13 protein-coding genes are annotated in these 11949 nt (G+C 64.8%); 1 reads left to right on the plus strand and 12 read right to left on the minus strand.

Translation table 11 applies throughout. The features are described from left to right. Window positions 1-28 precede the first annotated feature (28 nt). The 12 genes from AD89_RS0101190 to AD89_RS0101245 all read right to left on the minus strand — a co-directional run bounded on the left by AD89_RS0101190 (window position 29) and on the right by AD89_RS0101245 (window position 10395). A complete protein-coding gene (locus tag AD89_RS0101190; protein ID WP_025776781.1) occupies window positions 29-625 on the minus strand; it encodes a histidine phosphatase family protein in 597 nt (198 codons plus the stop codon). Continuing rightward, window positions 622-999 carry a ribosome silencing factor gene (rsfS, locus tag AD89_RS0101195; protein WP_025776782.1) on the minus strand — a complete coding sequence of 126 codons (378 nt, stop codon included), beginning with the start codon at window positions 997-999 and terminating at the stop codon, window positions 622-624. Before rsfS ends, AD89_RS0101190 begins: the two co-directional genes overlap by 4 nt. A 53-nt stretch (window positions 1000-1052) precedes the next feature. Beyond that, window positions 1053-2540, minus strand: coding sequence for a hypothetical protein (locus AD89_RS0101200; RefSeq protein WP_025776783.1), 1488 nt, complete (start codon window positions 2538-2540; stop codon window positions 1053-1055). Beyond that, window positions 2533-3138 carry a nicotinate-nucleotide adenylyltransferase gene (nadD, locus tag AD89_RS0101205; RefSeq protein ID WP_035319614.1) on the minus strand — a complete coding sequence of 202 codons (606 nt, stop codon included), beginning with the start codon at window positions 3136-3138 and terminating at the stop codon, window positions 2533-2535. Before nadD ends, AD89_RS0101200 begins: the two co-directional genes overlap by 8 nt. 1 nt (window position 3139) lies before the next feature. Continuing rightward, the gene (locus AD89_RS19805; RefSeq protein WP_155807341.1) at window positions 3140-3301 is read right to left on the minus strand and encodes a hypothetical protein; all 162 of its coding nucleotides are present in this window, start codon (window positions 3299-3301) and stop codon (window positions 3140-3142) included. 174 nt (window positions 3302-3475) lie between these two features. Next, complete coding sequence (locus AD89_RS0101215) at window positions 3476-4765, minus strand: glutamate-5-semialdehyde dehydrogenase (protein ID WP_025776785.1); 1290 nt, start codon at window positions 4763-4765, stop codon at window positions 3476-3478. Window positions 4766-4768: 3 nt separating this feature from the next. Further along, window positions 4769-5935 carry a glutamate 5-kinase gene (gene proB / locus AD89_RS0101220; protein WP_025776786.1) on the minus strand — a complete coding sequence of 389 codons (1167 nt, stop codon included), beginning with the start codon at window positions 5933-5935 and terminating at the stop codon, window positions 4769-4771. Then, complete coding sequence (obgE, locus tag AD89_RS0101225; RefSeq protein ID WP_025776787.1) at window positions 5932-7497, minus strand: GTPase ObgE; 1566 nt, start codon at window positions 7495-7497, stop codon at window positions 5932-5934. The genes proB and obgE overlap by 4 nt, the downstream gene beginning before the upstream one ends. Before the next feature lie 102 nt (window positions 7498-7599). Continuing rightward, window positions 7600-7851 carry a 50S ribosomal protein L27 gene (rpmA, locus tag AD89_RS0101230; protein ID WP_025776788.1) on the minus strand — a complete coding sequence of 84 codons (252 nt, stop codon included), beginning with the start codon at window positions 7849-7851 and terminating at the stop codon, window positions 7600-7602. A 15-nt stretch (window positions 7852-7866) separates the two neighbouring features. Continuing rightward, window positions 7867-8175, minus strand: coding sequence for a 50S ribosomal protein L21 (gene rplU / locus AD89_RS0101235; protein WP_025776790.1), 309 nt, complete (start codon window positions 8173-8175; stop codon window positions 7867-7869). A gap of 247 nt (window positions 8176-8422) precedes the next feature. Continuing rightward, window positions 8423-8740 (minus strand): chorismate mutase, encoded by a 318-nt coding sequence (locus tag AD89_RS0101240; protein ID WP_025776791.1) that lies wholly within the window; start codon window positions 8738-8740, stop codon window positions 8423-8425. Window positions 8741-8865: 125 nt separating this feature from the next. Next, a complete protein-coding gene (locus tag AD89_RS0101245; RefSeq protein WP_025776792.1) occupies window positions 8866-10395 on the minus strand; it encodes an alanine/glycine:cation symporter family protein in 1530 nt (509 codons plus the stop codon). Window positions 10396-11038: 643 nt separating this feature from the next. Between AD89_RS0101245 and AD89_RS17905 the strand changes: the two genes are divergently transcribed. Beyond that, on the plus strand, window positions 11039-11932 hold the full coding sequence (locus AD89_RS17905; protein WP_231488339.1) for an SPFH domain-containing protein: 894 nt from the start codon (window positions 11039-11041) through the stop codon (window positions 11930-11932). Window positions 11933-11949: the final 17 nt, after the last annotated feature.

Raw genomic sequence — 11949 nt, forward strand, 5'->3', positions numbered from 1 at the left:
CGAACCGGCAGTGCCGCGAACCGCCGGCTCAGCGGGAGAACGCGCCCCAGCTGCGCAGCACCCAGCTGTGGCCGGTGAATCCGAACTCTCCGTGACCGCAGTTGCCGAGGACGCCGAGCCGACCGGTCCCGTTCATCTCCAACAGGATTTCGGCGGCTGCGCGCAGGACCGCACCGTGAGCGACGATGGCGATCGGCTCGGCGTCGGTCGACCGTACGATCTCGGAGATGGCGGCTGCGACGCGGTGACCGGACTGGGATCGGGACTCGCCCCCGGGCGGATTGACATCGGCGCCGGAGGCCCATTCGGCGAGTTCGTTCGGCCAGATCTCGGCCACCTCGGAGCGCGTGCGCCCTTCCCACTCACCGAATGCGGTCTCGCGCAGGCGCTCGTCGCGCAGGGGTTCGCGACCGACGAGCGTGGCCAGGCTGTCGGAGGTCGCCGCTGCACGGGAGAGGTCGGAGGAGACGATGAGTTCCGGATCGAACTCGGCGAGGAGTCGAGCGGCTTCTTCGGCCTGAGCTCGGCCCGTGTCGTTGAGGGGGACGTCGGACTGTCCCTGGAAGCGACCGGCGACGTTGAAGTCCGTCTGTCCGTGACGCCAGAACAGCACCGTCTTCGTCATTCGTCCGAGCCGGGTTCGGGCAGCTGCAGGTCGATAGCCGGTACGTCTTTCCACAGCCGTTCGAGCGCATAGTACTCGCGCTGTTCGGCAGAGAAGACATGGACGACGATCTCTCCGAAGTCGAGCAGCACCCAGTCCCCTCCCCGACCCTCGCGGCGCAGCGGGGTGAGGTCGTGCACGAGCTGCAGCTCTTGTTCGATCGCGTCGATGATCGCACCGATCTGGCGTTCGTTGTCGGCCGAGACGATGAGGAACGCGTCGGTGATGTAGAGCGTGGAGCTCACATCGAGGCCGATGATGTCGGTTCCGAGCTTCTCGTCCGCCGCTTTGGCGGCGGTTCGAAGCAGCTGGGTGGATTCGGCGATCTCGCTCACAAGATCCTTTCGCATGGATGCGGTGGTGGAGGTGGTGTGTCCCCGTGTGATGTTCAGAGGAACATGACGAGGGCGATGACGATGAGGGCCAAGGCGAAGAACGCGGCGACGCCGAGGACGATATAGGGCATCTTGGAGGGCTCTTCGCCCATGAGGATCTGACCGTCCTGCCCGGTGACCGAGCTGGCTCGGATGCGTGAGCCGGGAGGGTTCTCGGTCTCTTCGTCTTCGTAGTCGGCATTCGGCAGCGACCAGGCTTCGGGCACTGCGTCCATCGGGCGGGTCTCCGGGTTGGCGGCCAAGGCACGTGCCGCGTCATCGGAGCCGGCGTCACCCGGCGACTGATCTGCAGCGTCGGTACCCGTGCCGGCCTGCGACTCTTCGCCGCGGTCCGAGTCCGGGGTCTGCTGTCGCTGAGTTTCGCTCCCACGCGTCTCGTCGACTTCGGGGATCTGTGCCGATGCGGCGGTGACGACGCGCACTCCGGACGTCGAGGGAGGCTGCACGATCGGCATCCGTCGCGAACGACCGGCGGGCTCGGGCTCGCCTGCGGCTTCTGCCTCAGGTGTCTCAGCGTGACCGTCCGCGGGAGCAGGTGCGTCTGCGGGACCGGTTTCGTCTGCGTGAACGGCACCAGCGACAGCATCCGAGTCTGTCGTGTCGGCCGAGCCGCTCTGATCCGCCGATTCGGTCTGGTCCGCGGCGTCTGCCGGCTTCTCGTTCTCGGACTCGTCTCCGAGTGCCGGAGCATCTGCGTCGAGGGCCGAGTACGGCATCGACAGCGCGTCGTAGGGCTCGCTGTCAACGGTCGCCGGGCGCGGTGCCGAGTCAGCAGTGACGGGGGCCTCGAAATCACGGGCGGCGACCTCGTCGGAGCCTCCCCCGAAACCGGCGGTGTCATAGGATTCGTGCTCGGTGCTCGCGGCATCCGCATCCGAACTCGACGCCGACGATGCATCTGCAGGGTTCTCTGCGGCATCCGTGTCGGCTGTGTCTGACTCGAGGCCTTGCGAACCGGTAGCTGCCGACTGTGCGGCGTCCGAGTCCGGGACCTCCGGGATCGGACCGGTCAAGCGGCCCTCGGCAGCGGCCTGGCGTTCGGCCAGTTCCTGCTCGTCGGCCACGACCGGCATCGCGCCGGTGGACAGATCGCCGTTCAGCGAGAGTCCGTGTTCGCGCAGGTACCGCTTCTTCTCTGCTCGGGTCTGGAAGTGCGGCAGCGGAGTCCGAGTCGGGTCGAGACGGTCCTCGGCATGGACCGGGGGCCGCGACTCCTGCGGGTGGTCAGATGCCAGGGCACCGCGTTCGTGGCTGGTCCGCGGCGAAGGATCGGGGTCGATACGTGAGGCGGTGTCATCGCTGGTCTCGGCAGCGGGTTTCGCATCGGGCTTCTTCGGCGGCAGCGGACTGAGGAGCCCCGCGCGAGAATTCGGAGCCTCCTTCGGCTGCTCAGGAACCTCTCGTGCTTCGAACGCCTGTTCCGCCGCCAGCCTCTCGGCTTCCCGCCGTGCTCGACGTGACGTGAACTGCTCCTCAGCCATTCTCACTCCTGTACAACTCGTATTTCGCGATGTACTGCACTACGCCGTCCGGCACGAGGTACCAGACAGGTGCACCATCCATCACCCGTTGTCTGCAATCCGTGGACGATATCGCCAGTGCAGGGATCTGCACGAGACTCAGCCGATCGACCGGCAGTCCTTCACCATGGAGTTCGTGCCCGGGCCGACTGACGCCGACGAAGTGAGCCAGGGAAAACAGCTCATCCACATTCTTCCACGTCAGGATCTGAGCCAAAGCGTCCGCGCCGGTGATGAAGAACAACTCGGTATCGGGACCATAGCTGCGGGCGAGGTCCCGCAGCGTATCGATCGTATACGTCGGGCCCGGTCGGTCGACATCGGCTCGAGAGACGGTGAACCGGGGATTCGATGCCGTCGCGATGACCGTCATCAGATACCGGTGCTCGGCGCTGCTGACCTCTTCGACGTCCTTCTGATACGGCCGTCCCGTGGGGACGAAGACCACCTCGTCGAGGTCGAAGGTCGCCTGAACCTCACTGGCCGCGACGAGGTGGCCGTTGTGGACGGGGTCGAAGGTGCCGCCCATGACACCGACTCTGCGTCTGTGCTCTGCCATATCAGTGGCGGTGCGAGATGCCCTTCCACGACCGAGACACCAGGCCCATCGTGATGAAGATCGCCAGGGTGATGAGTCCGTACCAGATCGGATCCATCGGCAGCTCGACGTGGGCGGCGTGCTCCCCACCTTCGGCTGCGGCGGCCATAATGGCTGCGTTCACGTCTTTTCTCCTTACTCAGTGTCCGACGCGCACAAGCGCGTCGGCGTCATTACCTTCTCAGTTTCTCATGAACGACCCAGGAATCCGGCATCGACATGACATCTTCCTCTTCCGACGCCTCCCCTGATCGGGAGGTCACCAACCGCTTGGTCGGGTGTCGGAATCGCCGGCGGCTCAGGAACGGACCTGTCCGTTGCCCATCATCACCCACTTCGTCGTCGTCAGCTGCTCGAGTCCCATGGGACCGCGTGCATGCAGCTTCTGCGTGGAGATTCCCACTTCTGCGCCGAAGCCCAGCTCTCCCCCGTCGGTGAAACGGGTGGAGACGTTGACCCCCACCGCTGCGGCATCGATGGCTGTGACGAAGGTGTCGGCGTTGTCGAGGTCCTTCGTCACGATCACTTCGGTGTGGCCGGAGCTGTAGGCGCGGATGTGGTCGATGGCCTCTTCGATTCCGGAGACGAGTTTGATGGCGATCTCCAGCCCCAGATACTCCTTGGCCCAGTCGCGTCGTGACACCCGGCGAATCTTCATCCCCGCGGGGGCCAGTGCTGAGACGTCCGAGTCGGCGTGGACGATGACTCCGGCGCCGTCGAGCCGTTCGAGGATCTTCGGCAGCACACGCTTCGCGGCTTTCTCGTGGACGAGGAGGGTCTCCAACGAGTTGCACACGCTGGGACGATGCGTCTTCGAATTCAGCACGAGATCGACGGAGGTCTTCACGGTGGCGGTGGAGTCGATGAACATGTGCACATTGCCCACCCCGGTTTCGATGACGGGCACGATCGATTCCTGCACGACCATGTTGATCAGATCAGCGCCGCCTCGGGGAATGAGCAGATCGACGTAGTCGCGGGCGTTCATGAGCACGTGCGCACCTTCGCGTCCGTACTGGTCGATGCCGCTGATCGAGTCGGCCGGCAGTCCCGCGGATTCGACTGCGCGGCGGAGGATGGAGATGATCTCCGTGTTCGAGTTCTGCGCCGCCGACCCCCCACGCAGGACCGAGGCGTTGCCGGACTTCAGGGCGAGGACGGCGATGTCGACGGTGACGTTCGGACGGGCTTCGTAGATCGCGCCGATGACACCCATGGGCACGCGATTCTGGGTCAGCCGGATGCCGTTGGGCAGAGTCCGGCCGACGACGACATCGCCGACGGGGTCAGCCAGGTCGATGACGTCCTCGACGGAATCGGCGATCGCGGCGATGCGATCGGCGTCGAGGCGCAGACGATCGAGCAGAGCGTCGCTCATCCCGTTCTCGGCGCCGGCTGCGATATCGGCATCGTTGGCCTTGACGATGCGGTCGGTGCTGCTGCGCAGAGCGTCGGCGATGGCGCCGAGCGCTGCATTCTTCTCCGCGGTCGAGGTCGTCGCCAACAGACTCGACGCGGCCTTGGCATTGCGGACGATGCGGGTGACTCCGCGCACGGTCTTCGGGTGGATCTCGGCTGCTGCTGTCATGGGCTATCTCCCCCCGCTCACGTGTGTGAGAACGAGATCGTTTCGATGGATGACCTCTTTACGGTAATCATTTCCCAGACGGGTGCCAAGTTCCTCGGTCGTGGACCGGAACATCAGCGGCAGCTCCGCCGAAGAGAAGTTCGACATACCGCGAGCGATGACATCACCGGCGGGGTTGCGGATCTCGACAGGATCACCGGCCTCGAACTCTCCGCTGCAGGCGGTGACACCGGCCGCGAGCAGAGAGGTTCCACGGGAGAGCACAGCGGCCTCGGCTCCGTGGTCGATCGTGATCGAGCCGAAGGTGCGAGCGAGATGGCGCAGCCACAGCAGACGGGTGCCCCGACGTTTGTGTGTGACCGCGAAATACGTGCCGACATTCTCGCCGGCCAGCGCCGAGGCGGCCTGCGGTGCCGAGGTCAGCACGGCCGGAATACCGGAATCGGCGACCATGATGGCGGCCTCGACCTTCGTGGCCATTCCTCCGGTGCCCGTGCCGGCGGTCCCGACGCCGCCGATGGCGATTTCGTCGAGCTCACGTGGACCGTGGACGCGGTCGATCAGCCGAGAGCCGGGCAGATCCGGAGGACCAGAGTAGAGCGCGTCGACATCCGACAGCAGCACCAGCGCATCGGCGTGGGAGAGGTGGGCGACCAGCGCGGCCAGGCGGTCGTTGTCGCCGAAGCGGATCTCTTCGGTCGCCACAGCGTCGTTCTCATTGACGATGGGCAGCGTGCCCAGGGCCAGGAGTTTGTCGATGGCACGTTGGGCGTTCTTGTACTGGGTGCGGCGGATGAGGTCGTCGGCGCTCAGCAGCACCTGGCCGGGAACGAGGTCATAGCGTCCCAGAGCCCGCGTATAGGCGGCCATGAGCAGTCCCTGGCCGACCCCGGCGGCCGCCTGTTGGCTGGCCAGATCCCTCGGACGCTTCTTCAGTCCCATCGGTTCCAGCCCCGCCGCGATCGCACCTGAGGAGACGAGGATGACTTCGTGACCGGCCGACCGGTGGGCACCGATGACATCGGTCAAGGCGATGAGTTTGGCTTCGTCGAGTCCGCCGTCGATCGTCGTCAGCGAGGAGGAGCCGACCTTGACGACGACACGACGGGCGCGGGCGATGTCGTCACGGACGGACGCTGCGGAGGAGTCCGCCTGCACTGCGGCGCTCACTCTTCGCCGGCTCCCTCGGCAGACTCCGTCGCAGGTGCACTGTCAGCGCTGTCACGGTGTGTACGTTCGGCCAGGCGCTCCTGTTCGAACTCCGCCCGAGTCGCGGCCTTCGCGTCCATCTTCTCGTGATAGGCGGCTTTGCGCTCCTTGCGAGTGGCTCGCGATTCCTCATCGAGCCGGGCATCCGATCCGCGGGAGCCCAGCAGCTCGGCACCGCCGACGGTCGTGGGATCCCAGTCGAAGACGACTCCATCGTCTCCGCCGACGACGATCGTGTCACCGGGTTTGGCACCGGCCTTGAACAGGGCCTCTTCGACACCGAGGTGGTCGAGCCGGTCGGCGAGGTAGCCGACGGCCTCGTCGTTGCCGAAGTCCGTCTGCTGCACCCATCGCCGAGGCTTGTCGCCGAGGACACGGAACAGCGGACCGTCGGCGCTGCGTTCGGAACGGACTTCGAATCCACGATCGTCGACGGCCTTCGGACGGATGACCACGCGCTGCGGAGTCGCCTCCAGCTCGGCGCGGCGCTCCCGCTCGGCGAGCACGAGTTCGGCCATGGCGAACGAGAGTTCCCGCAGACCCGCATGGCTGACAGCGGAGATCTCGAAGACACGGTAGCCGGCGGCCTCGAGGTCGGGTCGGACGATATCGGCGAGGTCACGTCCGTCGGGGATGTCGACTTTGTTCAGCGCCACGAGCTTCGGCCGTTCGGACAGCGGGAGGAGTCCGCTGCCGTCGTCGAGGTCGACGGCATAGGCGGCGAGTTCGGATTCGATGATCGTGAGATCGGAGACGGGATCGCGTCCGGGCTCCCACGTGGCCATGTCGATGACGTGAACGAGTCCCGCGCAGCGTTCGACGTGGCGGAGGAACTCGAGGCCGAGCCCCTTGCCCTCCGATGCTCCGGGGATGAGCCCCGGAACGTCGGCGACCGTGTAACGCGTCTCGCCGGCCTGAACGACGCCGAGGTTGGGCACGAGCGTGGTGAACGGGTAGTCGGCGATCTTCGGCTTCGCGGCCGAGAGAGCCGCGATGAGACTCGACTTGCCCGCCGATGGATAGCCCACCAGTGCGATATCGGCGATCGTCTTCAGTTCGAGCACCAGGCTCAGCGTCTGTCCGGGCTCGCCGAGGAGCGCGAAGCCGGGGGCCTTGCGCTTCGCCGATGCCAGCGCAGCATTGCCGAGACCGCCGCGACCTCCGGCGGCAGCGGTGAATTCGGTTCCGTCATCGACGAGGTCGGCGATGACATCGCCGTTGGTGTTCTTCACGACCGTGCCTTCGGGAACGTCGACGATGAGGTCTCTTCCGTCGGCGCCGTGCTTCAGGTCGCCCTTGCCGATCCCGCCGTCATCGGCACGGACGTGCGGACGGTGGTGGAGGGGAAGCAGGGTCGTGGTCTGGCGGTCGACGCGGAAGATGATGTTCCCACCGTTGCCGCCATCGGCGCCGTCGGGTCCGCCGAGCGGTTTGAACTTCTCACGCCTGATCGAGGCACACCCGTTCCCACCTGCGCCTGCGGCGAGATGAACGGTGACACGGTCTACGAACTCGGTGGCCATAATGTCCTTATATCAGATGAAGGGTGAGTCGTTCGACTCACCCTTCATGCTCCCTTGGTTCAGGGAGAGATCATATTGACGACGGAACGGATCCGGGAAGGATCAGGCTCCGACGATGTTGACGATCTTGCGACCGTTGCGGGTGCCGAATTCCACGGCTCCGGCAGTCAGAGCGAAGAGGGTATCGTCTCCTCCACGGCCGACATTGGCTCCGGGGTGGAACTTGGTTCCGCGCTGGCGGACGATGATCTCGCCGGCCTTGACGGCCTGGCCGCCGAAGCGCTTCACGCCGAGGTACTGTGGGTTCGAGTCGCGACCGTTGCGGGTCGAGCTGACTCCCTTTTTGCTTGCCATGTGAGAAGTCTCCTCTTACTTGATGTTCGTGATCTTCAGACGGGTGAGGTCCTGGCGGTGGCCCTGACGCTTCTTGTACCCGGTCTTGTTCTTGTACTTCTGGATCACAATCTTGGGACCGCGGAGTTCACCGGCGACCTCAGCGCTGACCGAGACCTTCGCCAGAGCGTCAGGATCGGTCGTGACCGTCTCACCGTCGACAAGAAGTACGGCATCGAGTTCGACGCTGTCTCCAGCCTTCGCCTTCATACGGTTGACTGTGATGATATCGCCGACGCTCACCTTTTCCTGGTGGCCCCCGGCACGGACGATGGCATAGACCATGCTCGAACCCTCTTTCTGTTAAAACACAAACGAACGGCGGTTGTTCCTTGGCTGCCGCGGGACGAACCCGCAGACATCCCATTGAGAGGAATCACCAGCCGTGGCGCGTCACGCGCACCGACGGTCAAGTCTAATCGAGAGCACGCAGCATCGGCAAACCCATGCCCCATCGGCGGGCGGACGATCTGCGTATTGTGAGCCATCTCTCGTTCGTCCGCAGAAAGGGCGCGATCCTCGCTTCTGCGACTCAGCTCTCGCGTGCCTCTGCGATGCGTTCGTGCCGGCGGATGACCTCGGCGACGATGAACGCCAGGAACTTCTCCGCGAACTCGGGATCCAGGTGGGACTCCTCGGCGAGCTCCCGCAGCCGGGCGACCTGCCTGGCCTCCCGGGACTCGTCGGCCGGAGGCAGACCGTGGTCGGCTTTGAGTTCGCCGACGCGCTCGGTGAGTTTGAAGCGCTCGGCGAGGAGATGGACGAGGGAGGCATCGATATTGTCGATGCTGCCCCGCAGCTCCTGCAGCCGTTCGACCGCGCGTGTTCTGTCGTCTCTGTTCTCATCCACGCCCCCAGTCTATCGATGGCCGGACATGCCTGTGCGCCGCGTCCGAATGGGCGCGGCGCACAGGCATCCTTGATCGAGGAGGTCCCGTCCGGTTGAGTTGCCTTTCCGGTCGAGGAGGCTCGGATTCAGGCGGGCTGGTCGACCGGGACCGCGTCGGTCGTGTCCGGGTCGTTCAATGTTCCGGCCTTGCGGTCGGCGAGGTACTTCTTCATCTCCTTCTTGACCACCGGCATGAGCATGTAGAGGCCGAGGATGTTGATGAAGGCACACATGAAGAGCGCGGCGTCCGCGAACTCGACGACCTTCGAGAAGGTCGCCACACAGCCGACGACGACGAAGAGGCAGACCAGTGTGCGGAAGACGGTGACGCTGGCCTTCGCATTGCCGAACAGGTAGCTCCATGCCTGCTCTCCGTAGTACGCCCAGGTGATGAGGGTCGAGAAGGCGAACAGCGCGACAGCGATGGCCAGCAGGACCGGGTACCACGAGGCGACGGTCGAGAAGGCGTCCGAAGTCAGGGCCACGCCCCCGATCTCACCGGCGCCGAGGTCCTCTCGGTAGGAGGCCTGATCGGCGACGATGATCGTCAGCGCCGTCATGGTGCAGACGACGACCGTATCGATGAAGGGCTCGAGGAGTGCTACGAATCCCTCGGAGATCGGACGGCGGGTCTTGACCGCCGAGTGGGCGATCGGTGCCGATCCGATGCCGGCCTCGTTGGAGAACGCCGAACGCTGGAAGCCGATGATCATGACTCCGACGATGCCGCCGGCCACACCCTGCGGGTTGAACGCCCCGGCGAAGATCTCACCGATAGCGGCCGGGATGTTCGAGAAGTTGAGCCCGAGCACGAGGAGACATGAGATGACGTAGAAGATGGCCATACCGGGAACGAGCTTGTCGGTGACCTTCGCGATCGAACGGATCCCGCCGAGGATGACCAGGGCGACGAGCGCTGCGAAGATGATTCCGAAGATGAGCGAGGCGAAGGGCCCGGCGAGGAACCCGTCGTCGCCGCCCGTGGCCGTGCGGACCTGGGCAAAGGTCTGATTGGCCTGGAACATGCCGCCGCCGACGACACCGAAGATGAGGATGGCGATGGCGAACAGTCCGGTGAGCACCGTGGCCACCGGCTTGGAGAAGCGGCGGAAGGCCACAGGGAGATATTTGAATGGTCCGCCGTGGACCACCCCGTTCTCGTCGATCTCACGGTATTTCACTCCGAGGGTGCATTCGACGAACTTCGTGCACATGCCCAAGAGGCCGGCGATGATCATCCAGAAAGTCGCACCTGGACCGCCGAGGGCGATAGCGACACCGACACCGGCGATATTGCCGAGACCGACGGTACCCGACAGCGCGGAGGCGAGAGCCTGGAAGTGAGTGACCTCACCGGGGTCGGACTTCGACGAGTATTTGCCGCGGATGATCTCGAGCGACAGTTTCGCCCCTCGAGCTTGGATGAAGCCGAAGTAGACGGTGAAGACCCCGGCCGCGAAGATCAGCCACAGGACGACGAAGGGAAACGAGATCGATCCGATGGTGATCGGAAAGAAGATGACGCTGCCGAACCACGTCGCGATCGGATCGAACCATGAGTTGATGGCATCGTCGACCGGAGAGGCCGGCGCTGCTGAAATGAAGAAATTGTTCATAGTGTGACAATTTACTGAGACTTACGTCACATTCAAGCGTTCCACCTAATGGGACGCGTTCAGTTATCGAACTGTTACGAAACAGGCGGCTCTGCGGCCATTTGAGATTCGTGTCTCATCAGCTGGCTAGACTGGGACCATGACTCAGAACCCTCAGCAACCAGGCCAGCGGCCGCCGCGGTCTCCCAACTCATCCGCCGATCGCGGGCCGATTCCCAGCGGAGATCCGAGCACGCACATCCAAGCCGGGCACAGTCAGCCTGCGGCATACCCCGGTGCGGAGGCAGTGACGAATCCCAACGGGCACTATGGATCCCAGGGAGCACAGTCCGCGTCGATCGGTGGTTCGGAGGCGACGGCACAGTATGGTCCGCCCGCCGGAGCTCAGGCGAACACCGGTGCCCCGCCGCACCACGGTGAAGGCTCACCCCTGCCGCCGACACGGCGGAGTCGTCGTCACCTCGAACAGGGTCCCGGTTCAGGCCCGGGGTCCGGTTCCGGCGCTGGACCCACCGCACCGCAGACACCGGACCGCGGACCCCGACGCTCATCTGTGCAGGCGCCGAACACCGGCCGGCCTCCCGCGAGGCCGGGGCAGCCCGACTCGGCCCCCACGCGCATCGTCTCCCCCGATGGTGAACGCGTGCGCGAGAAGCCGGCCGGCGGGGTCTCGGGCTATTTCGCTATCGTCGGTGCCATCGCCCTGCTCCTCGCCGCTGTGCTCATGGGCATCATCGGCTTTGTCATGAGCTTCGCCCAGGTCGCCGTCGGCGTCGTCCTCTTCGTCATCGCCGTGCTGTGTTTCATCGCCTCGATGTTCCTGTTCAGGGGATGCACCTCGGTCGCGCCCGGACATGCCGTCGTCCTCCAGCTCTACGGCAAGTACGTCGGCACGGTCAGACGTTCGGGACTGCGATTCGTCAATCCCTTCTACACGAAGGACCAGATCTCGACGCGCATCCGCAATCATGAGACCTCGACCCTGAAAGTCAACGATCTCGACGGCAATCCCATCGAGATCGGCGCCGTCGTCGTCTGGCAGGTCAGGGACACCGCGCAGGCGATGTTCGAGGTCGATGACTTCGAGGAGTTCGTCGCCATCCAGGCGGAGACCGCCGTTCGGCACATCGCAAACTCCTATGCCTACGATTCCTCGGACCCTCGCCGTATGTCTCTGCGCGACAACGCCGACGAGATCACCTCGCGACTCTCCGATGAGGTCGCCGCCAGAGTGATGGCCGCGGGCGTGACCGTCATCGAATCGCGCATCACCCAATTGGCCTATGCTCCGGAGATCGCCCGTGCCATGCTCCAGCGCCAACAGGCCACAGCCGTCGTTGCGGCTCGTCAGCTCATCGTCGAAGGCGCCGTCGGCATGGTGGAGACGGCGATCGAAGAGATCGAAGGACGTCAGATCGTCAGACTCGGGCAGTCCGAACGCAGCGATCTCGTGTCGAACCTGATGATCGTTCTCTGCGGTGATCAGGCGGCGCAGCCGACGATCAGCACCACCCGCAATCAGCAGTCGGCAGACTGACCGGCCCGAGCCGCGCC

Source organism: Brevibacterium sp. VCM10 (genome assembly GCF_000583215.1).
Lineage (GTDB): Bacteria > Actinomycetota > Actinomycetes > Actinomycetales > Brevibacteriaceae > Brevibacterium > Brevibacterium linens.